21 protein-coding genes are annotated in these 22,951 nt (G+C 66.4%); 15 read left to right on the top strand and 6 right to left on the bottom strand.

The genetic code is table 11. The features are described from left to right. On the top strand, nucleotides 1–1,239 hold a 1,239-nt coding region (locus tag ACWCSD_RS10515; RefSeq protein WP_449914034.1), incomplete at its 5' end, for a helix-turn-helix transcriptional regulator. A 159-nt stretch (nucleotides 1,240–1,398) separates the two neighbouring features. Here ACWCSD_RS10515 and ACWCSD_RS10510 read toward each other — a convergent pair. Genes ACWCSD_RS10510 through ACWCSD_RS10500 form a run of 3 tightly spaced genes read right to left on the bottom strand, consistent with a single transcriptional unit; the run spans nucleotide 1,399 to nucleotide 3,920 of the window. After that, entirely contained in the window at nucleotides 1,399–1,644 is a 246-nt protein-coding gene (locus ACWCSD_RS10510) for a Tn3 family transposase (protein WP_449914033.1), read from the bottom strand. 27 nt (nucleotides 1,645–1,671) lie between these two features. Then, on the bottom strand, nucleotides 1,672–2,571 hold the full coding sequence (locus ACWCSD_RS10505; RefSeq protein ID WP_387661197.1) for a phosphotransferase family protein: 900 nt from the start codon (nucleotides 2,569–2,571) through the stop codon (nucleotides 1,672–1,674). Further along, the gene (locus ACWCSD_RS10500; protein ID WP_449914031.1) at nucleotides 2,568–3,920 is read right to left on the bottom strand and encodes a hypothetical protein; all 1,353 of its coding nucleotides are present in this window, start codon (nucleotides 3,918–3,920) and stop codon (nucleotides 2,568–2,570) included. Before ACWCSD_RS10500 ends, ACWCSD_RS10505 begins: the two co-directional genes overlap by 4 nt. 175 nt (nucleotides 3,921–4,095) lie before the next feature. On the opposite strand from ACWCSD_RS10500, the gene ACWCSD_RS10495 reads away from it, so the two are divergent. The 4 genes from ACWCSD_RS10495 (at nucleotide 4,096) to ACWCSD_RS10480 (ending at nucleotide 7,372) form a co-directional block, all read left to right on the top strand. After that, on the top strand, nucleotides 4,096–4,455 hold the full coding sequence (locus ACWCSD_RS10495) for a hypothetical protein (protein ID WP_449914029.1): 360 nt from the start codon (nucleotides 4,096–4,098) through the stop codon (nucleotides 4,453–4,455). Between the two features lie 426 nt (nucleotides 4,456–4,881). Then, a complete protein-coding gene (locus ACWCSD_RS10490; protein WP_449914028.1) occupies nucleotides 4,882–5,412 on the top strand; it encodes a nucleoside-diphosphate kinase in 531 nt (176 codons plus the stop codon). A gap of 596 nt (nucleotides 5,413–6,008) precedes the next feature. Then, entirely contained in the window at nucleotides 6,009–6,455 is a 447-nt protein-coding gene (locus tag ACWCSD_RS10485; protein ID WP_449914026.1) for a GntR family transcriptional regulator, read from the top strand. A gap of 2 nt (nucleotides 6,456–6,457) precedes the next feature. Then, on the top strand, nucleotides 6,458–7,372 hold the full coding sequence (locus ACWCSD_RS10480; RefSeq protein ID WP_449914024.1) for a phosphotransferase enzyme family protein: 915 nt from the start codon (nucleotides 6,458–6,460) through the stop codon (nucleotides 7,370–7,372). Nucleotides 7,373–7,427: 55 nt separating this feature from the next. Here ACWCSD_RS10480 and ACWCSD_RS10475 read toward each other — a convergent pair whose 3' ends face one another. The 3 genes from ACWCSD_RS10475 to ACWCSD_RS10465 all read right to left on the bottom strand — a co-directional run bounded on the left by ACWCSD_RS10475 (nucleotide 7,428) and on the right by ACWCSD_RS10465 (nucleotide 15,086). Beyond that, nucleotides 7,428–8,420 carry a hypothetical protein gene (locus ACWCSD_RS10475; protein ID WP_449914023.1) on the bottom strand — a complete coding sequence of 331 codons (993 nt, stop codon included), beginning with the start codon at nucleotides 8,418–8,420 and terminating at the stop codon, nucleotides 7,428–7,430. A 58-nt stretch (nucleotides 8,421–8,478) separates the two neighbouring features. Then, nucleotides 8,479–12,942, bottom strand: coding sequence for a DNRLRE domain-containing protein (locus tag ACWCSD_RS10470; RefSeq protein ID WP_397161560.1), 4,464 nt, complete (start codon nucleotides 12,940–12,942; stop codon nucleotides 8,479–8,481). A 758-nt stretch (nucleotides 12,943–13,700) separates the two neighbouring features. After that, on the bottom strand, nucleotides 13,701–15,086 hold the full coding sequence (locus ACWCSD_RS10465) for a hypothetical protein (RefSeq protein ID WP_449914021.1): 1,386 nt from the start codon (nucleotides 15,084–15,086) through the stop codon (nucleotides 13,701–13,703). Between the two features lie 294 nt (nucleotides 15,087–15,380). On the opposite strand from ACWCSD_RS10465, the gene ACWCSD_RS10460 reads away from it, so the two are divergent. The 10 genes from ACWCSD_RS10460 (at nucleotide 15,381) to ACWCSD_RS10415 (ending at nucleotide 22,744) form a co-directional block, all read left to right on the top strand. Next, entirely contained in the window at nucleotides 15,381–15,548 is a 168-nt protein-coding gene (locus tag ACWCSD_RS10460; protein WP_397161558.1) for a hypothetical protein, read from the top strand. A gap of 89 nt (nucleotides 15,549–15,637) precedes the next feature. Next, entirely contained in the window at nucleotides 15,638–15,853 is a 216-nt protein-coding gene (locus ACWCSD_RS10455; protein ID WP_397161557.1) for a hypothetical protein, read from the top strand. Then, nucleotides 15,850–16,149: a WhiB family transcriptional regulator gene (locus tag ACWCSD_RS10450; RefSeq protein WP_397161556.1), complete on the top strand. Its 300-nt coding sequence runs from the start codon at nucleotides 15,850–15,852 to the stop codon at nucleotides 16,147–16,149. The genes ACWCSD_RS10455 and ACWCSD_RS10450 overlap by 4 nt, the downstream gene beginning before the upstream one ends. 178 nt (nucleotides 16,150–16,327) lie before the next feature. Next, nucleotides 16,328–16,492 carry a hypothetical protein gene (locus ACWCSD_RS10445; protein WP_449914018.1) on the top strand — a complete coding sequence of 55 codons (165 nt, stop codon included), beginning with the start codon at nucleotides 16,328–16,330 and terminating at the stop codon, nucleotides 16,490–16,492. Continuing rightward, entirely contained in the window at nucleotides 16,489–16,710 is a 222-nt protein-coding gene (locus ACWCSD_RS10440) for a hypothetical protein (protein ID WP_449914016.1), read from the top strand. The genes ACWCSD_RS10445 and ACWCSD_RS10440 overlap by 4 nt, the downstream gene beginning before the upstream one ends. Further along, a complete protein-coding gene (locus ACWCSD_RS10435; RefSeq protein ID WP_449914014.1) occupies nucleotides 16,707–17,810 on the top strand; it encodes a DUF2637 domain-containing protein in 1,104 nt (367 codons plus the stop codon). The genes ACWCSD_RS10440 and ACWCSD_RS10435 overlap by 4 nt, the downstream gene beginning before the upstream one ends. Next, nucleotides 17,807–20,026: a cell division protein FtsK gene (locus tag ACWCSD_RS10430; protein ID WP_449914012.1), complete on the top strand. Its 2,220-nt coding sequence runs from the start codon at nucleotides 17,807–17,809 to the stop codon at nucleotides 20,024–20,026. The genes ACWCSD_RS10435 and ACWCSD_RS10430 overlap by 4 nt, the downstream gene beginning before the upstream one ends. 142 nt (nucleotides 20,027–20,168) lie before the next feature. Further along, on the top strand, nucleotides 20,169–20,390 hold the full coding sequence (locus ACWCSD_RS10425) for a hypothetical protein (RefSeq protein WP_449914010.1): 222 nt from the start codon (nucleotides 20,169–20,171) through the stop codon (nucleotides 20,388–20,390). A gap of 96 nt (nucleotides 20,391–20,486) precedes the next feature. Continuing rightward, nucleotides 20,487–21,410, top strand: a complete 924-nt coding sequence (locus tag ACWCSD_RS10420) for a bifunctional DNA primase/polymerase (RefSeq protein WP_449914009.1) — start codon at nucleotides 20,487–20,489, stop codon at nucleotides 21,408–21,410. Further along, on the top strand, nucleotides 21,407–22,744 hold the full coding sequence (locus ACWCSD_RS10415; protein ID WP_449914008.1) for a hypothetical protein: 1,338 nt from the start codon (nucleotides 21,407–21,409) through the stop codon (nucleotides 22,742–22,744). Before ACWCSD_RS10420 ends, ACWCSD_RS10415 begins: the two co-directional genes overlap by 4 nt. Nucleotides 22,745–22,951 lie beyond the last annotated feature (207 nt).

Raw genomic sequence — 22,951 nt, 5'->3', positions numbered from 1 at the left:
AGCGGTTTCGCCGCCCGCCCGGACCTCTGGACGCCACTCCGGCTCGCCACCACGCAGCTGGCTCCGCCAGTCCCGGATTCCTTGTCACTGCTCATCAGTTGCTTCGCCGATCCCGCGCTTCACGACCCCGGCCGACTCGATGACGCGATCGCCCGGCTCGCCGCGGCCGGCCCCGTCGAAGTGATCCGGATCGGCATCGCCGCCCAGTACGTCGGCCGTCTGGAGGAATGCAGAGCGGCATTGCTGCGCCTGCTGGAGGACCGCCATGCGGACGAGCACCTGACGCTGGCCATCCACGCCATGAACCTCCTCAGCCGGCACTGTTACGAATCCGGCGCGTGGGATCAGGCCGCCCACCTCAGCGAGGACGGGTTACGGCTCAGCCGCCGGCATGGCTACCACCTCCTGGCTCAGATGTTCCTCCACCGCCAAGGCATGCTCGCCACCGTGCACGGTGACACCGACCGGGCAGGAGAACTCGCAGATGAGATCACCCGCTTCGCCGCGCCCCGCCGCCTCCAGCTCCTCCGCATCCTGGCCGCCGAGATCAGAACGCGGGCCGCTCTCGCCAGAGGCGATTACGAAGCGGCGTTCCTGCACGCGACCTCGATCGCGCCCGCAGGCGACCGCGCGCATCTCCAGGGGCCCGCTCTGTGTCTGGTCCCCGACCTCGTCGAAGCCGCCGTCCGCTCCGGCCGCCCCACCGAGGCCGAAGCCCACGTCGCGGCGCTGAACCGGGCCCACACGGCCGAGCTCTCCCCGAGGCTGGCCCTGATGACCCATGGTGCGACGGCCATGACCTCCGCCGACGACCGTTTCGAACAGGCTCTGACCCTGCCCGAAGCCGCAACCTGGCCGTTCGACCTGGCGCGCATCAGGCTCTTCTACGGCGAACGCCTCCGACGCCTCAAGGCCACTCAGTCGGCCCGCGACCACCTCACCGCCGCCCTCGCGACCTTCACCCGGCTCAACGCCGCCCCCTGGGCCGAACGAGCCCGCAGCGAACTCCGGGCCACAGGACTTCTCCCCGCCCCGACCGGCGACACCCGCCTCTCACCCCAGCAACACGAGATCGCGACACTCGCCGCCGCCGGCATGACCAACAAACAGATCGCCCAGCGCCTGAACCTGTCCCCGCGCACCGTCTCCACCCACCTCTACCAGGTCTTCCCCAAGCTCGGCATCACCTCCCGCGCTTCCCTCCGCGACGCTCTCCAGCACCCCGGGAATCCGCCCTGACCGGCGCCACGATCGCCTCACCGCATGGTTCGCCCGTCAGTGAGCGCCCCCTGCCGCGACCTTCAGCTGGCACCTGATAGCGGCCCTCGGCCTGTAGCGCGGCCACCGTCAGCCCCAGATAGTCGCTGGTCCAGGTCACGACCGCGTTGGTCCGCATGGTCAGGCGCCATGCCTGCTCACTCTGCCCGGTGAGGTGCGGGCTGTGGAAGGCGCCGCCGGAGCGTAGCGCAGTTCGCGGCGCAGCGCGTGCAGGCTCTCGCGCTTGTCCAGCTGCCTGGCGATGCGCCGCCAGCAGGCCTCGCCGAACAGGTAGCGGGCGGGGTAGACGGTACGGAGAATCACGCTGTACTCCTTCAGCGCCGCCGCCATCGCGTTCTGCCGAGAGGAGGCCGACAGCTTGCCCACGATCCTTTGAGGACCTGACGCAGGCCGCTACGGAACAGCTGTCCAGGTCCACGGTCTGGAGCCGTGCCGGCCACGCAGGCACGCCAACCTCAGCAACACCTCGTCATGCCGAAGCGGATTCTCGGCGGCCACCTGGGCGGCCATGCAGGTCATGCGGAACTCGCGGATGTCCCGGAGCGTCTCGAACCCTGCCCATGCAGTGACGTCTCGCCCGTACGTCCTCGCGAAGGTGTCGTAGTCCTCGGCGGTGATGCCGGCCAGGGTGAAGGCTTTCACTGCTGTGGAGGTCAGGTCCCATTCAGGCGGGCCGATTGAGCAGCGTTCCAGGTCGAGCAGTACGGCCGTGTCGGCATCGGTGCTCACCACGTTGCCTATCCATGCGTCGCCGTGTACGACCGTTTCCGGCAGGCCCTCGGGCAGGTCCACGTAGCGTGCCTTCAGCTCGTCCAGGTGGGTGCGCATCCACGCCCGGTCTGCCTCGGTGAGGGTGATGGCACGGTCGATTCGTTCGGCGAGTCGTACGAACGGGTCCAAGCGGCCGATATCGAAGTCGGTCGGTGGGGGGAGGTCGTGGAGGCGGCGTAGCGCGGTTGCGACTTTGAGGGCCGTCCCGTGTCGGTGGGGTGGGAGTTCTTGCCACCAGGTGACTGCTCGGCCGTCGACCTCGATGGGCTGGTCGATGTCTGGCCATGCTTGGACGGCGGGTACGTGGTTGGCTTTGAGCCAGCGTGCCACTGCTACCTCGCGGGCTGCGGCGGCGACCTGGTCGCGGCGGGAGATGCGGGCGACGATGCCGCCGGGGAGTCGGAAGAGGGCGTTCTCGCCGAGGCGCATCAGCTCGGCGCCGGATGGGTCCAGGCCGGCGCGGCGGCTGGCTACGTCGAGGACGGTCCACGCGGCCGTTTCGGCGTCGCTGGTCTGGGTCATGTCTGGACGGCCTCCCGGATCCGGTGACGGAGCAGGGCCACTGGTGTCCGGGTCTTGTGAGGGAGGGCGAACTTGGCGAGTTCCTTCATGTCGTCCTGGGCGCGGCGGGAGCGCACGGTGCCGGCGTCGGTGACGGCTCGTCCTCCGATTGAGGCCGCCTCCTCGGGATCTCCGGTTGCCATAGTGAGGGAGGCCAGCTTGATGCCACTGATGGCGCGGGAGCGGACGTAAGCGGCAGTGTGGCCAGCCACAGCGTTCGCGAGCCTCGTGGACGCCTCGCTCAGGTACCTGGTGTCGATCGCGTCACCAGCCGGCTTGCCGGTCGTTGTCCTGTCGATGATGACCAGGTCGAACAGGGCGTGGCCGGTGTCGCCTGAGTGCTGGGCGGCGTCGTAGTACCGCATCCAGGGCTGTTCTTCGCCGGGGCGGATGTGGTCGTATTCCGTGTCCGCCTCTGCGATGGCCTTCAATGCTTCCTGTGTCCGGCCCAGCTTGGCGAAGGCGCGTGCCTGGGCTCCGCGCAGCATGGCTCGTTCGGCGGGTGTCAGGCGGTCGGCTCGTACCATCGCGAACTCGACCAAGGTCAGCCCGTTGTCGGCGTCGCCGCACCAGATGGACTGTCGTGCCATGGAGGAGAGCACTTTGGCTCGGAGGTGCCAGTCGTTCGCCTGTTCGGCGCAGGTGAGTGCGAGGGCGAACATGCGGCGAGCGTCCTCGTGGGCGTAGGCGTCGAAGGCCATGAACGCGGCGGCGTGGGCCAGCCAGCCGATTGCGGCGTACAGGGGAGCGTGCAGCTTGGACGGGCAGCGGGACTGCTTCAGGAGGCCGACCGCGAAACGCAACTGCCCGACGACGGCCTCGCGCACCAGGCCGCCGCCGTAGGTGTGGTCCCAGGTGGTGAAGACGTGGGCGATGTTGCGGAGTTCGGCGATGTCAGATGGCTGGATGACGGACGGTGCCGCGATGGCCTGGGCAGGCAAAGCCAGTTCGGCGAGGGGGATGGCGGCGGCTGCCCCGAGCGCAGTACGAATGAAGCCTTTGCGATCCACATCTGTCACGGTAACGACCGAGTTGGCACGCCGGGATCTGTTGAAGCCCAGGTCCCTGTCACGTTCCGCGCCGAGAATGGCACGGAACGCCTCCCGGTAGTGGGCGTTGGGCCAGCGCACTTCGCCGCGTTCCAGCTTGCCGATGTACTCCTGGGTCAGGCCGCCGTGTCGGTGGTGGTTCTCGAACAACCAGGCGTTGACCAGGTCTGCCAACTCCTGGCGCGAGGCGTGCTCGCCGGGGTCGGCAGGGGATGGCAATCGCTCTCGCGCCTGCTGCAACTGCAGATTCGGGTCTGACATTGGCTGCCTCCCTCTGTGCGCATCGTCGCATAGTGGTGCGTCCGCGGCCCCGCCTAACTGACCGAGATCTGACCGCGGTCTGACTCTTGACTGCCTGCCTCGCTGGTGTTCCCGCCTGAGTCGTACGAATCCAAGGTGGTAGAGAACCGTCACCGTACGTGAGGAGCAGAACACGATGCAGGCCCTCAACGCGGCCCTCCGCCCCGCCTTCCAGCAGCCGGCTGAGGCGTCCGTGTTACCGAGGCGGTCGGCGCTGCTCGCTCTTCTTGTGTCGAGCGATGCCGGCGGGACATGGCAGCTGAGCGGCACGCTCAACTTGCCCACCGACCGGTACGACGCCGTCGCTCGCCTCTTCCTCATGACCGCGATGAGTACGTCGGCCAACGAGGGCGTCACCCAGGTGGTCTGGCAGGCGCAGGTGTGGGCCGTCGACGAGGGCGAAGCGCCCACTGCGGACACGCCGCCGGTCGTCTCGCTGCGCAGCGACGGCCAGCTCCCGCAGACGGGCCTCTCGCATCAGCTTCCGTCCCCATGACATCCGCTGAGGTTTCATGAACACCGACCCTCCATCCTTCGCGAGCGGCCTGTCGTTCGTCCCGGACGAACTCGGATGGGCGTGGGCCGGCCACCTGCAACACCACGCCGGTGGCCAATGGCTCGTACGTTGGGAATCCGGCAGCCAGCGGTTCACCGCCGCATATCTCGGCGAAACGGCCGAGGACGGTGGCTACCGGAAGTCCCTAACTCCTCAAGGGCTATGGGAGCGCATCCTCGCGTTCGACCCCCTACATCCCCTCGTGGACCTGGGCAGTGACCATGCTGATGATGCTGGCGCTTGGCGGCCGCGCATCGGCTCAGCGCGGCATACCGATTCCCTGTGGAGGGCCGGATGATGCGGCCATTCGTGACCCGCCTGGAAGATGGCGACCCAGCGTGGCCTACGTCGGTCGCAGGTGGCGGCATGGCAGTGCCTACCTTCGATGAGCCGCCAGGCGGATGGGGCCGCTGGACGGTCGTGATGTGCAAGCCAGACGCGACGGATCGGGGGCTCGTCAGGCCGATCCTCCAGTGGATCGCCGGCACTGTGACCATCGTCCGGACCCGAGAAGTGATCGTCACCGCCCGGCAGATCCTCGCGCACTATGCCGACATGCTGGAGCTCCGGCATCGCTTTCCGTTCGACGTCCGTGCCGACCTCATCGATCACTACGTCGGCTCCGCCGTGACGGTGGCGCTCGCCCGCGGGGAGACGAACGACACCGCTCAGCAGGTACGGGACCTGATCGGTCACTACGACCCGTCTCGTGCGCCGTCCATCACGATCCGCGGCTTCTACGGCGACGACAGCGCTGAGAAGGCCGCTGCCGAAGGGCGGCTCATCCGCAACCTCGTCCACTCCAGCGACAATCCCGCCGATGCTGCGGCCGACTTCAAGATCTGGTTCGGCGAGTCGTACCGGGACATCCTGCAGCAGGAGGCGCACCCCCGATGAGTCAACCGGCCCCCGGTCCCGCGAAGCTCCGCGTGGTGCCCGCCGCTCAGGAATTGGAAGACGTCTCGGGGCGTACTGACCAGATGCTCGGCCGGAGAGCTGGAGCGATGGATGCCGCGCAATGAAGCCACGAAGGCCGGGAGGGCCTCTGACGGCGTCCCGATTCGGCCTCCGGCTCCAGAAAAGGATGCATGGCCATGTCCGGGGTTCGCCCCGCACCCACCACGCCTCGCCCACGGCAGGACATCGTTCCTCGACTGGACGACAGACAAGCCGGCGCAGTCCCGAACGCTCGACTACACGTGTGCATGCCAGCCCATCGTCTACGAGTTACTGGCGTGCGGAGGCAGCTATCGAATCCGCCGAACGGAGCGGACGGCACCTCCTCGCGTGACGTACGCCGGCCCATGGCGCCGTCAGGCGGCGGGCCGCATCTGGGCGCAGCTCCTCTCGGGCGAGGTGAGCTTATGTCCCTGACGGCCTCTGTGAAGAGACACGCGAACCCGCTCAGGCCTTGTCGTCCTAGCCTTGAGTCTTGTTGCTGCTCGCAAGGGAGCCCCATGACGCAAGGCAAAGCTCAGCCCACGTACGCCACCATGGCCGACGATCTCCGCCGCCGGATCACCACGGGGGAGTACCCGCCAGGCGGGATGATCCCGTCGGAGACGGCTTTGATGGCCGAGTTCGGCGTGGCTCGCGGCACTGTCCGCCAGGCGCTCGCCGAGCTGGAGCGTGAGGGCCTGGTCGTCAGCCAGATGGGACGAGGCCGCAGGGTGCAAGGCCAAGCGGCGCCGGACGTGCAGCCGAGCACCCGCTACGAAGACGTGGCCAACCAGCTCCGCGCCGCCATCAAGACCGGCGAGTTCGCCCCGGACGTCCGCCTGCCTGGCGAACCTGTCCTGGCGGCAAGGTTCGGCACGGCACGCATAACGGTACGCAAGGCCCTGGAACTGCTTCAGCAGGAGGGCCTGATCGTCGTCATCCCCAGCAAGGGCCGCTTCGTGGCCACTCAACGACCACCAGAAACGAACAGCGAGGACTAGCAATGACGGAGACCCACACCGCACGAGGCTTCTCCCAGCAAGACGCCCACAAGGCGCTCGTCGCAGCCTGCCGGGAGGCCGGACTGGACAGTCGGGATGCGGTCCCTCTGCGGGTGGGTGAGAACATCCTGTTCCGCCTCGCATCGGCCCCAGTGGTGGTCAGAATCGCGCGCAGCGTGGATCTTCTGAGCGACGTCCGCAAGGAGGTCGCGATCGCGCGCTGGCTGGAAGCGGTCGACTTCCCGAGCGTGAAGCTCCTCCCTGACTGTCCCCAGGCACTCATCCAAGAGGGCCGCGTGGTGACGTTCTGGCAGCACGTGGACAGTGATGGCCCCTCTCCGGGCTTCGGGGACTTGGCAGCGATGCTGAGAGAGCTCCACGCCCTACCCAAACCGGTGGACCTGGTCTTGCCGTTGTTCGACCCGCTGGGCCGCGTAGAGGACCGCTTGGACTGCGCCCCGAGCGTTTCAGAAGCGGACATCGAGTTCCTGCGTCGACGCATCAAGGAGCTCTACGCCGAATACAACGGTCTGGAGTTCGCACTGCCCGCTGGCCACATCCACGGCGACGCTCACAAGGGCAACCTGCTACGCCGTACGGACGGGAACGTGATCCTTCTCGACTTCGAGAGGTTCGCCTTCGGTCCACGTGAATGGGATCTCAGCACTGCCGTGGGGATTCCGTTCCAAGGCTTTCGGTGGCTCGACTACGACGAGTACGCACATGCTGTGGACGCGTACGGATTCGACATCGCGGAGTGGCCTGGGCTTCACACGTTGCGTCGCATCCGCGAGATCACCATGACAACATGGCTCATGCAGAACGTGGACCACGGTCCCGACATCCGAGCCGAGTTCGACCGCCGCATCGCCTCACTGCGCCATGACGTCCTGCCGCGTTCCTGGCGTCCCCTCTGAGCCACTTGCCTTGGTCAAAGCTTGGCAGTCTCGGTTCCTCCGCCGATCGGACGCATCAAGGGCTGGCGAGCCGCTGGATCGCGATGTCCAGCTCTGGCCATTGCGCGCCTAAAGCTGCTCTAGCGCTGGCTAAGGCGTCGAAATTGGCCGCATCGCTGCTCGCGGCACGCAAGGCCGATCTGAACGCGAGCATGGCATGCAGGCGTTCGTGCTTGCCGCTCCTCTCCCAGGATGCACATGCGTCCTCAAGGAGGAATGTCAGCGACTCCCTATCTGTGTCGGACAAGCCGTCGCCTCGCCTTAGTGCGTCGGGGAGTCCGGGAGGTATATCCAGGTCAAACCGGTCGCGCATCGTTTCGGCCACGACCAGCAAAACCTCACGCCGTACGGCATGAGGCAGAGCCTCCATGGATGACGTGCGGCCAGGGTCAGTATGGGCGAACGGTGACAGAAGCGGTTCTGGTGCTGGCTCTGGATAGTCGATGATGAAGGCCCGCTGGTCGTCGTCGAACCATGCCGCGTCCAGGCTCGTCCTGGCGGCACCATCCACGGCGGCCATGGCGTGGGCTTGGACGCCAGTCCAGTCATCCTCGCGCTCCGCCTCTATCACCGCCGCCAGCCAGTCACCGAACGGGCTTGTGGGAGGATCTGCAGCATCGCCGAAGGTCCGCCATACGTAGCTGTAGTTTCCCCCCCGGGCGTGCGCGAGCCGGACGTTCACCGATGGACCCCAGGACACGGCCCACGCCTCGCCGTCCTGCGACAGTCGTGCAAGCACGTCCTGGCTGCGCAGGTAATCCCCGCCATTTGTCTGGATCAAGGACACCGTTTCGCTTTGCTCGTCCACAAAGATCAGGGGCAGTGGAGAGAAGTTCAGCGGATCTTCGCGCGGGTCCAGTTCGCGTACTTCCGGGTCGGTGCCCGGGGCCAGTCGATGTGCGATGTCACGGTGGCCTCCCCTTGTGCGGATCACGCTCCAGCAGAGACCGCTTTCGTGGAGCCACTGCTGCTCATCCAGCACCCGACGGTAGTGTTCCGCGCCTGGCATGAATTCGTTCTCCTTGGTGGGGGGCGGGGGCCGCCCGGGAGCGGCCCCCTGAGTCTAACTATGGCCAGTAGTCGCGAGAAGGAGAACCGCAGAGGCTGGCTCTGTCCTTCTGCGTTCCCATGCCTGCCTGTTCGAAGGTGGTGTAGAACGCGTCGCCTATGAGGATCCGATCCTTCTGGTAGTAGTGCCTGTCCAGGATTAGGCCGGCCGCGCCGTTGTCGGCTGTATCGACTGGGCAGAGAGAAATCGAGTTCGTTTTGTTGTTGCGAACGTTCGTTCGTTCCCGCGTGGACGCGAACGGGTACTCATCGCACTGCTTGGCGCCGTTGTTCGCGTAGCCGGGCCACATGTTGTTGCACCAGCGGTTGGTCTGGCTCTGATTGGCATTCCGGATGTTCTGGTATTCACGATGCAGCTTGTTCTCTTCGGTCGGTATATTTGGGTTTCTGCAGCCGTGAATCGCCTTGGAAGTGTCTGTTGGGTAGGTCTCGAGCCCCGGTCGTGTGCACGCGTTCCAGTAGTGGTTGAAGGCTTGGTCGTATCCCTTGCCCCAGTGGAACTTAACCCAGGGCAAGGTTAAGGAGAAGACGCAACCTCCCTTGTACTGGACGTATGTCGCCGAGTCGCACCTAACGGTGGTGCCGATTCCAGTCTGGTTTGTGTTTGATATGTACTTGTTGATCGCCTTGGGCCAGTCGGGGAAGTTGGCGTAGGCTGAAAGAGTGCCGATGCCCACCTTCTCTTCATTGTCGATGGACAGCTTCTGGTAGGGGTGCGGGCCCCATTCGATTTGCCTCTTCGCAGGGCTCTGGTCCGCTGCGCAACGGAAGCGGAAGGTTGCCCTGCCGGTAGGCGTTGCCTTCCATTGTGAAACAGTAAGGCTCTTATAGTTCGTGTGCGGTGCGCCGTTGTAGGTGGAGATATGCTGGCACTGTGGTTTGTTTCCGATATCCATGCCGAGCACCATTGTCCTGTTCAACGGCATGGTCCCGTAGGTTTGCTGGTCGAACAGGAACGCCTCCACCACGATGTCACGTGGTTCTACCCGAGCTTTACGCGCCGCCGTTGTACCGCTGAACGTGTATGCGATCAGCATGACGTATGTCCGATAATAGTCCTCCTCAATGGGAGGTTTGCCGCTGGTCATTCCGTTATATCTAGTCTGAGTCGCCTCGATTCTGCCAATCTGGCACCACGAGAAGTGATTCTTGATCCAGCCCTGTGGTTTTCCGGCCGTCGCCCACTTATTGAAGCACTCGTCCGTGTCGATCCGGTCGTAGATCCGTGCGGCGGGAGCGGGGGGTGTCTCCTTTACCGGCCGCGGAATCGCGGCGATCGAGGGGGATTTGGCCGCTGCCCCTCCTTGCCGGCCGATGGTCAGGGTCTGCCACTCGCTCCACGGGCCTTTCGCACCTCTTGCGATGGCCTGCGCCCGCCACTGCACCTTCCAGCCGTCACGCAGCTTGCCCTTCGGTACATGCACCATGGCCGGGGTGCCCGACGTCACACGACTGTCCTCTCCCGACCAGATCACTCCCTTGCCTTGCTCCGGTAGCGATGGGGCGTGCGTTACCTCGAACCGAACTGCTGACTGGCGTCCCAGGGGATCTGACACCTTCGCCATCAGGTGAGGCGTCGTGATCCGACTGAATCTTTCGCTGTTCGGCTTGCTCCACGCTTCGATCACCCCTGGCTTGGCTTGCGCTGCCTTGCGAGCTGAAGTGGCTCGGGATGTCAGCGATGAGGCGAAGGACGTCTCGAAGTACCAGCCATAGGGCGCAAGGGAGTTGCCGGCTCTGTCCTTGGCTTGGGTCACCTCTGCTCTATAGAAGCCGTAGAGCTCGGAGGACGGAGTGAAGGTGAGTGTGGTGCCATCACCGCTCAAAGTGGCCTCGCCAGGCACCTCTTGCTCGAGAAGGAGATCGTCGAGAACGAGTTGTACGTCTCTCACCGGCTCGCTGAAGGTCACTTTTACTTGAGCGTCACTCGACACGTCGGTCGCGTCACTCTCGGGCGCGGTGGTGAGAACCGCCGGCGGTGTTGTGTCTTGACCGGGAGAGGTGGTGGGCGTCGGACCTGTACCTCCCGCATATGTCACCTCCAGAACCGGAGCTTGCCCAGTCGTCTGGCTGGCTTCGGCGGAATCGAAGCCGCGGTCATATAGGGGGCCTCCGGCCGACTCGTCCGTTGCCTGCAGCACCAGGCCGTGGCCCACCTGCCCTGATGCCCACGCTTGCGCGATTCCGGTTACGTCCCAGGTCCACGTCCCGCCCGTCGGGGCGTTCGCGTTGTCAGAACATCCGCCTGGGTCCCGTGCCAGCGCCTGGCTGTCGGACGTCGAGCTCGGCTTGTTCTGCCAGCTCAACGTGCTCGCACTCCACGCGGCAGTTACTCGTTGAGCTACAAGCGCCGACCTGCCACCTCCGCAACCGTAGGACTGGGTATTGTGGAGCTTCAGTGTGGCACTGACTATGCGTTTACCTGCGATGGGCGCGGTGTCGAAGTTCAGGTAGGTTCGTTCGTTCAAGTTGTTGTAGGTGCCCGCCCACAAGGTTTCCCCGGAGGGGCCCTGTGAGCCCTCGCTGTCGATCCAGGTGTCATCGCGCAATGGCAAGGCAATGGTCGTGGGCTGTGACGTTCGGGAACCCGTGGTGAAGGCCCAGTTGTACGGTGCGGCAAGGGGATTGTTGGCGAGGTCGACAGCACCGCTCACTGTGGTGGTGTAGGCGGTATCAGCGGCCAATGGATCTGCAGGAGTGAATGTCCATGTGTCAGACTCGGGGTTTGAGTGAACCTCTCCGGCGACCGAGGTACCGTCGGGCGTCTTCACTTCCATCACCACCTCGAGTACCGGCTCACTGAACTTCACGTGGATGGTGCTGTCCACAGCGACGTCCGTGGCGTTGCTCGCAGGCTCGGTGCTGGACACCGTTGGAGGTGAAGTGTCGGGTTCCGGTGTCGGGGTTGGCTCAACCGGATCGACGTCTGGGTCCTCGTCCTGAAGATTGGGCGGAGATTCGACGTCTTGGCCCTCCAGTTTCTGGGCCTGCAGCACTTGATCCTCGGTGATGTCATCGGCGACCGGCTGTGTCGCGGAGGCCCGTGCCAGCGCAGGATTGTCGATCACAGTCTGGTCGTAGACCGGATCCCGCCCCAGCTCCGGCTCTCCGTCGAAGAACCAGCCCACTGCGCTGAGTTGCGTATCAGCAGGTTCGTAACCGATGACGAGTTTGGGCCCGTGGGCTTCACCTACAGTGCCGTACTCCTTCGAACGGTATGCACGCCAGTTGGTGTAATCGGACTCATTACCCGAAGTGAGCTGGAACCCGTAGTTGGGCTGGCCGTTGGCCCACTCCTGAACAATGTCGTTCACGTAGTGGATCAGGTCATGTTCGTAATCCATGTAGCCGCGCGTGCAAGTCGGCTTGTACGCGCCGTACTCGGTGTTGGCGCCCGCGTTGGTCACCGTCGGCTGATTGCTCCAGGTGAGCGTGGAGACGTCCCATCGCTGGGTGATCATCCGGGCGGTGATGCCGGACCCTACTGGAAGGCCGCAATCGTTGGAGTCGATGTTCCAGAGGATGAGGTCGGCGTTTTTTACCCGTCCACCGCGCAGTGGGGAGTCCTCGGGGATCTCCTCGAACCGGATATAGGTACGCCAGCGGACAGTCCCGCTGTTGGTCATGCCTGCCTGCACGTGATAGGCGCCGCTGTTGGCGTAGCCGTTCTGGTAGGAGGAGTTGTTGATGAACGTGTCGTTTGCGTCCGGCAATTCAGTCCAGACAGGAAGGTCCACGTTGAGAGTGACCGGATAGGTGACATCCGGATCAGCTAGGAAACCCGCATCGGGCCTGTAGATGATCGCCTGCCCCGCTGCGGTCTTCTTAACCACGGCGGTCACCTTGCCGACTCGCCCCTCCTCTCCCACCTTGAGATCTGCGGCAGCGTCCGTGAGCAACGGAGTCGGCACTTCGGCCACTTGACTCTCGTCTATGGCGGAACTGTCTTGCAGGGCCAACTTTCCTGTAGAGGTTTCGCCGAAGGACAGGCCGGCGGGCAGTTGGACAGAGATCGGAAGTTTCAGCGGGCCGACCGGTCGTTCTCTGATGACCACCTTCTGCCGGAATCCAGTAGGTGTCGCGATGACTACCAGATCGATGCCCGGGCCGTAAGCGTCCGCGTACTCGGCACGGTTCGCCGAAAGCTTTGGCGCGGCCAATTTGCGCGGGGCGGAGATTTTGGTCGTAGCCCCGTCGCGCGGGCTCTTCACACTGAGCAGGTCGGTGTTGCCTCCGGCTGACAGCGTCAGGCTGGCCTTGGTGGCCCTCGGTCTGATGATGCCGTTGTCGGCCATGAGTGAGGTGTCAACCGACCGCCAGAGGCCGTCCTGTTTGAAGCGAACGGGGTCGATGGCGAGCTCAGTGGTGAGTGTCTTCCCGTCAGGGTTAGCGAAGTAGGTTGCCGTCTCCGAGCGCAGAGAATCGATCTCGACCCGCTTGTTTTCCTGCTTGGCCTGCTTCATAGCCGCCCCAGTCGGGGTTTCGGCGCTAGGCTGTGGTGTTCCAGGAGGCAGAGGAGAAGGAGTGGGGGGCTGAGCGATCGCAGGCGCTGCCAATAAACTTAAAGGCAGGGCCAAAACAAGAATCAGGGCAGCGCGGCGGGGCGTCCTGAGTAATAGCCTGGACGCCGATTGTCGTGTGTTCACTCTAGCCTTTCGGGCCGATGAGGCAAAACGTACTGATCGTCACATAAGGCATGAATAAAGTAAAGATTCTTTTAAGTAACCGGAAAGGTATGCTCCGTACACGAGCTATGAGCTACGGTAGGTGTTGCCTCGTTGCTCATCGCTTAGATGGTGCAGGGTGGGGTGGTTCCGCACTCGCCGAGGTTGATGTGTAAACGTTCCAATGGCTCGCGTGATTGCATTGCCCTTCGCGACTTGACGCTCTAGGCTGCCATGGTCAAGCGCCACGGTGGATTGACCGTGATAAGAGCCTCAAGGTGAGTCGGAAGCCTATCGAGGCTCTATGCGCCAAGCCAGAGAACTTCGTTGCCGTTTGCAGGCAACCTCTGTTCGTGCGGGCTTGCCCCGCAATGCGAGACATGTGCGTGCTTGACCGCAGGTACGCCATGTTGCCAGCGTCGCTTCGCGCATTACCGATCCGCGCCTAGCTGTTACAGTTTGAGCGCCGATGGCACCGTTGTCCGCAACGCTACCAATGCTTTCTATATTTTTACTACGGAGCTGGGTGGCGCGGCGTGCGTACGCAACGTCACGTCTTAGCTTGTCGCGGCTGCTTCCATGCGAGCACGAACGAGCCTTGCCTCGGTAAATGCCTGGAACTCGCGCACTCGTGGATCGTTCCCGTAGCGTGCGAGCTGACCGATGAATTCTTGTACGTATCGTCGTGTGCGAGCCGACCTCAGGTCGGCCACAGTCGTCACGACCTCGCGCGCCACGGCGAGCCCATGGTCGAGGTCGCCGTTGGCCACGTGGCTCGTGGCCAGGATGGTGCGCACGAAGGAAAGGCTGCGGACGTAGAGGCTCTCGGACAGCTCCACACTCTCCAGCACCCGGTCGCGGGCTCGGTGATGTTGGCCCAGATCCCGGAAGCAGTGCGCGAACTCCGCCGCCAGCTCCGCCTCGTCGAAGTACTTGAGCCAGACGGGGTCCTCCTCCGGGACGCGCCGCTCGAACCAGCGCTCGGCCTCGCCGAGGGCCCGGCTGCACGCGACCTTGTCGCCTTGTGAGGCCAGGGCTCGCGCCTCCATGGCGCTGAAGAGCGCCATGGCTGTCGGCGTGGCCGCGCCCATGGCGCCCATCTGCGCGGCTCGGGCTAGGTTCACCGCCATGGCGTAGTGTCCGAGGTAGTTCGCCTGATGGCTCATGCCGGCGAGGATGCGTCCGCCGAGCATCCGGTTGCCCGCCTCGCGGGCCAGGTGGAGGGCCTTCGTCATGTACTGCTGGGCCAGGCCGTGCCGGCCGGTGTCGTACGCCATCCAGGCCGCCAGGCGCAGCATGGCCGCCGTCTCGGAGAGGAACTCCTTGCCGAGCGCCGTGTCGGGCCTGACGTGCTTGAGAAGCGGCTCCACCTCCATGGCGATGTACTGGACCACCGTGGAGCGGGCATGGCCGCCGCCGAACCGGTAGTCCAGCTTCGCGAACATCGCTGTCGTCTCCCGTACGGCCTCGACGCTGGAAGCGGTGACCAGCCTGCCTTCGGCCAGCGGCTTCGGGGACGGTATGGGGTTGATCAGCCACGTGACCATGGAGTCGTTCCAGGAGTCCGCGGAGATATCGCTCTCCACCACCTGAGGGTTGGCCGACAGATCGCCGGACACGAGGACGGTTACACCGCCGGCCAGGCAGTCCGACTGCTTCAGCGCGCTGCGTGTGAAGGGCGTTGATTCGGCGTACATCATGCCGATGTCACGGACGCTCACTCGCTCGCCCAGCTTGCGGCCGAGGGCCTCGGCGATGAAGTGCGGGGTGAGTCCGCGGGGGTGCATTCCGTCCAGCCAGCGTTTCACCGACACGTGATCGCAGCGGATGTCAGCGCCGTGAGTCGCGGCCACGTCCTGCACCCGTCGCGCCAGGGCCTTGTTCGAGCATGCGGCTCTCGCCATGACCGCCGCGAGCTGGTGATTCGGCTCTCGGAGCTTCATGGCACTCCCGTCGCGCAACGGCTTCACAACCCTGGGTGATCGCAATGTCGCAGACAGTTTGCACCTCCTCCGGGCCGTAGTGCACCCCCCTTCGCTCAATTGCACCGTCTTTTGAACGCTGCCGTACCCCCTGACCTGCGCGGTTTTCTGGTGCCACGAACACGGCGGGTCCCGAAAGGACCTTGACGGACCCGCCAAGCCTGTTCTATACCTGTACAGGACAGCTTCTCTCGTGGGAGGAGCTGCCACCAGGAGAAGCAGGCTTCGCGACGACCAGAAAGGGACCACCGCCCGATGCCTGCTCTCCGACCCCGCCGTTTCCTGCCCACGGTGCTGATGATCGTCGCGGCCTTCTTCGTGGTCACTCAGCCGCACAAGGCCGCGGTCGCGGTCAACACCACCGTGGACGCCGTACAGAAGATCGCCCAAGCCCTGACCGTCTTCAGCGACGGACTCGGCTGAACCACACCAAACGGAAGAAGCCGGGGCGCGGCCCAAAGTCGCCAAACCTGATCCGCGCCCCGGCACCCCTTAGAAGAGGTGTCTTCACTATGACCCACGGGTCCAGCAACACACAGCCCACGTCCGACCTCGGCCTGCCCATGCGGGCCGTCACCTGGTCCGCCATCCAATGGACCTGCCTCGTCTGCGGTGGCGCCGAGGAGATCGACCCGGCCGAGGAGGCGCCCACTCCGCCGATCTGCCCGTCCTGCCACCAGCTCGCCGTCGCCGAGGCCCTCGCCACTCTGCTGGGGGTGCGCCGATGAACGAGGTGATCACCAGCCGGGGCGACGAGCAGCTGTCCGACCTTCGCGATGTTCTGCTGAACGCCGACCCGGCCTGCGAGAGCGACGACGCCGAGCTCTTCACCGGCCCCGACCTGTTCGAGTCCGAGCCGGACGACGTCCGGGAGGCGCGCGAGGGAAAGGCCAAGGCGTTGTGCGCCGAGTGCCCGGCCCGCGCGGCCTGTCTGGCGTACGCGCTGGCCGTGGTTCCCGAGGCCGGCGTCTGGGCCGGCCTGACCGTCGAGGAACTCCGCGACCTGCGGGAGGTGGCCGCCTGATGGCTCGCTTCCAGTGCGCCGACTGCGGCCGGCGCTCCCGTAGCCCGTTCGGGTGCCGCGGCTGCGGCGTCCGTCGCCAGGTTGAGGTCTGTACGGCTCACGGCACCCGTTGCCTGCCCGGCTGCCGTATGTGCCGCATCCTCGCCCGCTCACAGTCCGGCATCTGAAGGGAGGTCACATGAACGCCATCCGCCTGTCGCCATGGCCGGGCACGTGCTGCCCGCGCTGTAGGGCCCAGCTCGACGGCGGCCCCGTCCAGTTCTACTGCGCGTCCTGCCGTCGCTCGGTGTTCGCCGCCGACCTCGACCACGAGATTCACGTCCCGCTCAGGAGAACCGCATGATCACTGTTCTGCTCTATCTGGTGGTGTTCGCCGTCGGCTTCCTGGTCTGCGAGCTCGTACGCATCGCCCAGGAACGGTTCCGGATCCACCAGGTCGTACGCTTCAGCGTCCACTCCGCCGGATCGCCCGACAAGGTGCTCCGCGTTTGGTCCAGCCGCCGCGCCAACTGGTGCAACCGGCCCGGCTGCCTGCGTTGCTGGGGACGGTGGGGCCGATGACCGCCGCTGTCTACGGACCTCGTCCGCTGAGCGAGGGCGAACAGACCGCCGTCTCGGTCACCGCCGCCGCGGTGGCGAGCCTGGGCCTGCTCGGCTTCGTCATCAGCTTCGCCACGGTGGCCAGGGCTGCCGAGCCGTCCTTCGGCTGGTTCGCCTGGATCGTTCCACTTGGGATCGATCTCGGCATCGCGGTCTTCTCGGCGCTCGACATCGTCCTGGCCAGGCTCGGCATGCGCCTTCGCCTGCTCCGGCTCGTGCCATGGGCGCTGACCGCCGCCACGGTCTATCTCAACGTGGCTGCCGAGGACACCCTGTTCGGGATCATCGCCCACGCGATGCTTCCCGGCCTGTGGGTGGTGGCGGTGGAGGTCGGTGCGTACGCCATCCGCAAGCGTGCCGACCTGACCAGGCCCGACCATATGGAGTCCATCCGGCTCTCCCGGTGGGTGCTGGCCCTTCCGTCCACGTTCGCCCTGTGGCGCCGGATGGTGCTGTGGGAGATCCGTTCCTACCCGAACGCCCTCGGCCGCGAGCGCGACCGGATCCTCGCCCGTACCGACCTTCAAGACCGGTACGGCCGGCTGTGGCGCTTCAAGGCCACCCGCCGCGAACGAGCGCTCTACCGGCTCGGCGAGCTGACTCCTGACCGGATCCGACTCGCACCCGCGCCTGAGCGTCCCGCCCTGCCACCGAAGCCCAAGCACAAGGCAACCAAGAAGACCGCCCGACGACCCCGCGCCGACGTGGATGACCTGATGCCACTCGGCCGGCAGATCGCCGCCGACCACGAGACGCGCAAGGTCCAGCTCACCCGCGACCGCCTTCGGGACGCCATCCGGCGGACCGGCCAGTCAGTCTCCACCGACCGCGCCGGGGCACTCCTGGCCCGCCTGCGGACGGAACCACCGCCGGACCGGACCCCGACCGCTGCCGCTGAGGCGGTCGGACCGCACGGCCCGACCGTGGACGACCGACCGGACGAAGCGCGGTCCGACCGCACACCGTCACAGACGCAGGGCGCGGCCTCCACTCCGCCAAGAACAGTGGCCGCGCCCAGCCACCCCGCTACCGCCAAGGCACACGAGGTGTACTCATCATGACCCACACACCGCACGAGCCCGACCGCCGTCCGGAGCACGGTCGCGAGCTGCACGGCTTCGAGTGGCCCGACCGCGATGAGGACGAGAACGGCGAGGCCGAGGTCGTCCCCCTCGACTCCCGCCGGCGTGCTCGCCAGATCGAGGACGCCGAGCCGGACGACGAGGTCCTGGACCACGAGTCCATCGACATCGCCGACCGTGTCATCGGCCCGCCGGTCGACCCGCCCGACGAGGACGCGGTACCGCCTGCGGCACGGACCGCCCGGCGTCGCGCGCCCATCATCCCGGCCTGGCTCCGTACCTGGCAGTCCGTCCGCGCGATGATCGTCTGGCAGGCCCGCGACACCGCGTACGTCCTGGGCTATCACGCCGTTCGCTCGCCGAAGTACCTGCTCAAGGTGCTCTGGTACGCGGTGCCCGGCGTCTTCAAGTCCATCGGCCGGCTGCTGCACTGGGCGACGGCGGAGGAGGGCAACTGGGCTCTGCGCCAATACGCCGCCGACCGCAACGACCCGGAGATGTGGCTCAAGCTCGACAAGCAGCGCCAACGCCAGTCCCGCTGGCGCTGGTCGGTCGTACTGGCGCTCACCATCACGGCCCTGGCCGGCCTGCTGGTCTTCCTGGCGGCGGACCTGCCTGGCTGGGCGCACCTCGGCGCGCTGGTCCTGGCCGTCCCGCTGCTGGCCCGAGCCGGCCGTCCCGCCGACAGCCCGATCACAGACCGCGTGAGCGACGGCCCGCGCTACCGCAAGCTCACCGCCGAGCTGGTACGCCGCTCGCTGCTGCACTGCGGTATCTCCGGCATCACCCAGGCCGTCAGCAAAGATCCGAACGCGATCAGCTTCCCGCAGGAGATCCACCGCGACGGCCCCGGACATCTGGCCATCATCGACCTGCCCTTCGGCGTGGAAGCAGCCGAGGTGGTGGCTCGCCGAGGTCGCCTCGCCTCGGCCATGCGCCTCCCCATGGACCAGGTCTGGCCCGAACCGGCCGCCGGACACCCCGGCCGCCTCGCCCTGTGGGTCGGCTACGAGCCCTCCTCGCAGATGAAGCAGCCGCCCTGGCCGCTGCTGCGCGACGGCCAGGTGGACGTGTTCAAGCCGTTCCCGTTCGCCACGACACCACGAATGGAGACCGTCAACGCCGAGCTCGTGTTCCGCAACTGGCTCGTCGGCGGGCAACCGGGCTCAGGCAAGACGTTCGGGCTCAGGCTCGCGGTCCTGGCCGCCGCCCTCGATCCGCGCGCCGAGCTGCGCATCTATGAACTGAAGGGAGTAGGGGACTTCAAGGTCCTGGAACCTGTCTGCACCGAGTACGGCAACGGCTTCGACGACGAGACGATCGCCCGCTGCGCCGCGATGTTCGCCTGGCTCTACAAGGAGTGCGAACGCCGCTCCAAGCGCATCGCCCACTACCACGCCCTCGGCAAGGCCCCCGAGAACAAGGTCACACCCGAACTGGCCTCGCTCAAGGGCTCGGGCCTGCACCCGCTGATCGTGACCGTGGACGAGATCCAAGAGCTGTTCCTGCACCCGCAGTACGGCAAGGAAGCCGGCGAGATCTGCGAGAAGGTCATCAAGCTCGGCCGCGCCCTGGGCGTGATCCTGCTCCTGGGCACCCAGATCCCGGACAAGGACAGCCTGCCGACCGGCATCACCCGCAACGTCAACACTCGCTACTGCATGAGCGTCGCCGACCAGACCGCGAACGACATGATCCTCGGCACCTCGATGTACAAGCAGGGCTACCGCGCCACGGTGTTCCAGCCGGTGATGGAGGCCGGCTGGGGCATCCTCGCCGGCCTCGGCAAGCCCGCCGCCCGCCGCTCCTACTACCTCGACACCACCGACGCCGACAAGGTCATCGTTCGCGCCAAGCGGCTCCGCGGCCTGGCCGGCACCCTGCCCGAACCCGGCACCCAGGCCCGCGAGGACGCACCCGTCTTCGACGTCCTGGCCGACCTCGCGGAGATCTGGCCCGCAGGGGAGACGGCGGCCTGGAACGAAGCCCTCTGCACCCGCCTGACCGAACTCCGTCCCGACGTCTACACCGGCTGGAAGTCCGAACAGCTCACCAGCGCCCTCAAGCCGCACGGCCTGCGGGTCGGTGACATCGGCCGCCGCATCGACGGCAAGCCCGTCACCCGACGCGGCATCCGTCTGGACGACCTCACCGAGACCATCGCCGAGCGTAACCGCCAGAAGCGCTCCGGCTGACCGGTCACGGGGCTGCTAGCGCTAGTAGCCGAGCCTGCTAGCGCTAGCACCCCCGCTAGCACCAGAAATGCGCCATGGCCAGGCCGTTAGCGCGCTAGCGGCCCTGCTTCACCACACCCGAAAACCGGCCCAGGAGGCTCTCGTGTACCTCGCCCTGCTCGTCGCTATCACCACGATCACCAGCACGCTCTGTTACGCCGCGAAGTGCTACGTGAGCCCGTTCGGCCGCTGCCGCAAGTGCCAGGGAAAGGGCCGCTTCCCGCAGCGTCGAGGCATCCGCTACTGCCGCCGCTGCGACGCCACCGGCCTTCGCCTGCGTCTCGGCCGCCACGTCTGGAACTACGTCCGCCACCTGCACCACTGAGAGCGGCCCCGGCGCACAGCCACCAAGCACGACGCCGGGGCCATGCCCCAACCGGTCACCGGCCCCGCGGGGCCGACTCAAGGAGCAACCACCAGCATGACACCTCATCCGCCCCGCCAGACGCGGTCCTACGCCCTGGCCGCCGCCGCCCGAGGTTGGCACGTCTTCCCGCTCACGCCGGGGGACAAGGTGCCGCTCAAGGGTTGGAAGTGGAAGGAACACCACACGACCGACGCCGACACCATCAGCCGCTTCTGGACCGGCACCGCGTACAACATCGGCATCGCCACCGGCCCGTCGAACCTGGTCGTCATCGACCTGGACACCCCGAAGAACGGCGAACAGCCCCCGCCGCCCTGGAACCGACCCGGCGTCAACGACGGGGCGGACGTCCTGGCCCTGCTGTGCGAGCAGGCCGGCCAACCGCTACCCCTGGAGACGTTCCAGGTCCGAACCCGGCGCGGCGGCACCCATCTGTACTTCACCGCACCCGAAGGGCTGACACTCGGCAACACCTCCGGCGCCAAGGGTCAAGGACTGGGCTGGCTGATCGACATCCGCGCCAGCGGCGGCTACGTCGTCGCACCAGGCAGCTACGTCGACCTCCCGGACGGCACCGGAACCTACGACACCATCCACACCGCCGAGCCCGCACCGCTGCCGTCCTGGCTGGCAGAGCGGCTGGCCCGCTCCCACCACGAGCACCATCCGGTCCACGTCTCGGTCCATGACGTCCTGGCCGCCCTCGGCAACCAGTCCACGGGCTACGCGATGACCGCACTCCACAACGAGCTGCAGCACGTCCTCGACGCCGGGCCGGGAACCCGCAACCACACCCTGAACGCCGCCGCGTTCGCCCTCGGCCAGCTCGTCGCCACGGGCCTGCTGCCGCACCGCCTGACCGAGGACGCCCTGCACGCCGCCGCCCAGGCCATCGGCTTGTCCCCCCGAGAGGCCGCCGCCACCATCCGCTCCGGCCTGACCGCCGGAGCACGCCAGCCACGCCGGGGGATCGCATGACCAACCCACTCGACGCCAACACCATCCTGGAGAACCTCGACGCCCATGCCACCATCACCCGCCTGCACCGCGACCAGTCCGGCGACCTGTCCCTCGGTCTGCCGGTCCCGCCGCCGGCCGCCGACCCGGCCATGTTCTACGGCCTGCCTGGGGAGCTGGTGCAGGCCGCGGACCCGTCCACCGAGGCCGACCCGGTCGGCGTCCTGGTCTCCGCGCTGTCCGCCTGCGGTGCGGTCATCGGCCCTGGCCCGTACGTCCAGATCGGCAACACCCGCCACCCGCTGCTGATCTGGCCGCTGTTGTTCGGTCGCACCGGCTCCGGCCGCAAGGGTCAGGCCACCGACACCGCCGAGATCTTCCTGCATCACGCCGGCATCGGCTACGGCGACCTCTGCGTCACCGGCCTGTCCTCCGGCGAAGGACTGATCGAGCGCATCCGCGACCCCGACAGCCCGGACGACCCCGGCGGCACCATGGACAAGCGCCTGTCGGTCACCGAGCCGGAGTTCTCCACCGTCATGGCCCGCGCCAAGCGCGAGGGCTCCACGCTCGGCACGATGCTCCGCCAGGCATGGGACGGCCGGACGCTCGCCGTACTGACCCGCAACGCCTACCGGGCCTCGAACCCGCACATCGCGATCATCGGCCACATCACGCCCAAAGAGTTCCGCATGCGCTTGGCCGAGGCGGACATGGCCGGCGGCTCCTACAACCGCTTCCTGCCCATCTACGTCGAGCGCTCCAAGCGCCTGCCCATCCCGGAAGGCGTCGCTCTGGACCTGCTGGCCAGCCTCAGCGGCAGGCTCCACGACGCCGTCAAGGCCGCCCGCCAGATCAAGCGCATCGCCCTCGACGAGGACGCCCGCGCCTACTGGTCCGCCGAGCTGTACGAGGAGTTCACCGCCGCCGACGACGAAGACCACGCCTGGACCGAGTTCACCCGCCGCTCAGCCCCGTACTGCCTGCGCATCGCCGCCCTGTACGCCGCCCTCGACGCCCGCGTCCACATCACTACCACCGACCTGGGAGCCGCCGCGGCCCTGGTCCGCTACTCGATCGCCTCAGCCGTATTCGTCCTGGACAAGCAGATGCGCGACCCGAAGATCGACCGCATCCGCCGTGCCCTCGACCAGGCCGTAGGCACCGGCCTGACCCGCTCGGAGATCAGCGCCCTGTTCTCCCGCAACGTCCCCAAACAGACCCTCGACGAGCTCCTGGCCAGCCTGACGGCCACCGGCCAGTACGAGACCTTCACCACGCCCACGGGCGGCCGCCCGTCAGTCCGCTACCGCCGCACCAGCCCCGACGAACAAAGAAGAAACAAGACCTCATGACCTACGCAGCCCAGCACGCAGCAGCGACAACGCCTTCACAGAAGGACAGCCCTTTCTTCGTCCGCCACGAACGAAGCCGATCACCACCATCCCGGCTCCATCACGCACCGCCCGTTCTTTCTTCTTCCTTCGTCCTGATCAACTCCCGGCCCACAGCCACCAAGCACGGGGCCGAACACCCAACCACCTGATCCGCAAGGAGCCGCA

The sequence above is a fragment of the Nonomuraea sp. NPDC001684 genome, assembly GCF_053596515.1.
The sequence above is the reverse complement of the archived record's forward strand: the minus strand, read 5'-3'. Positions and strand labels throughout refer to the sequence as shown.

Bases quoted from the DNA above. Each gene is read 5' to 3' on its own strand.
- ACWCSD_RS10430 (WP_449914012.1), top strand. From the start codon at position 17,807: ATGACCCACACACCGCACGAGCCCGACCGCCGTCCGGAGCACGGTCGC.
- ACWCSD_RS10455 (WP_397161557.1), top strand. From the start codon at position 15,638: ATGACCCACGGGTCCAGCAACACACAGCCCACGTCCGACCTCGGCCTG.
- ACWCSD_RS10440 (WP_449914016.1), top strand. From the start codon at position 16,489: ATGATCACTGTTCTGCTCTATCTGGTGGTGTTCGCCGTCGGCTTCCTG.
- ACWCSD_RS10460 (WP_397161558.1), top strand. From the start codon at position 15,381: ATGCCTGCTCTCCGACCCCGCCGTTTCCTGCCCACGGTGCTGATGATC.
- ACWCSD_RS10485 (WP_449914026.1), top strand. From the start codon at position 6,009: ATGGCCGACGATCTCCGCCGCCGGATCACCACGGGGGAGTACCCGCCA.
- ACWCSD_RS10420 (WP_449914009.1), top strand. From the start codon at position 20,487: ATGACACCTCATCCGCCCCGCCAGACGCGGTCCTACGCCCTGGCCGCC.
- ACWCSD_RS10470 (WP_397161560.1), bottom strand. From the start codon at position 12,942: ATGAAGCAGGCCAAGCAGGAAAACAAGCGGGTCGAGATCGATTCTCTG.
- ACWCSD_RS10490 (WP_449914028.1), top strand. From the start codon at position 4,882: ATGGCAGTGCCTACCTTCGATGAGCCGCCAGGCGGATGGGGCCGCTGG.
- ACWCSD_RS10505 (WP_387661197.1), bottom strand. From the start codon at position 2,571: ATGACCCAGACCAGCGACGCCGAAACGGCCGCGTGGACCGTCCTCGAC.
- ACWCSD_RS10475 (WP_449914023.1), bottom strand. From the start codon at position 8,420: ATGCCAGGCGCGGAACACTACCGTCGGGTGCTGGATGAGCAGCAGTGG.
- ACWCSD_RS10415 (WP_449914008.1), top strand. From the start codon at position 21,407: ATGACCAACCCACTCGACGCCAACACCATCCTGGAGAACCTCGACGCC.
- ACWCSD_RS10500 (WP_449914031.1), bottom strand. From the start codon at position 3,920: ATGTCAGACCCGAATCTGCAGTTGCAGCAGGCGCGAGAGCGATTGCCA.
- ACWCSD_RS10450 (WP_397161556.1), top strand. From the start codon at position 15,850: ATGAACGAGGTGATCACCAGCCGGGGCGACGAGCAGCTGTCCGACCTT.
- ACWCSD_RS10465 (WP_449914021.1), bottom strand. From the start codon at position 15,086: ATGAAGCTCCGAGAGCCGAATCACCAGCTCGCGGCGGTCATGGCGAGA.
- ACWCSD_RS10495 (WP_449914029.1), top strand. From the start codon at position 4,096: ATGCAGGCCCTCAACGCGGCCCTCCGCCCCGCCTTCCAGCAGCCGGCT.
- ACWCSD_RS10480 (WP_449914024.1), top strand. From the start codon at position 6,458: ATGACGGAGACCCACACCGCACGAGGCTTCTCCCAGCAAGACGCCCAC.
- ACWCSD_RS10445 (WP_449914018.1), top strand. From the start codon at position 16,328: ATGAACGCCATCCGCCTGTCGCCATGGCCGGGCACGTGCTGCCCGCGC.
- ACWCSD_RS10435 (WP_449914014.1), top strand. From the start codon at position 16,707: ATGACCGCCGCTGTCTACGGACCTCGTCCGCTGAGCGAGGGCGAACAG.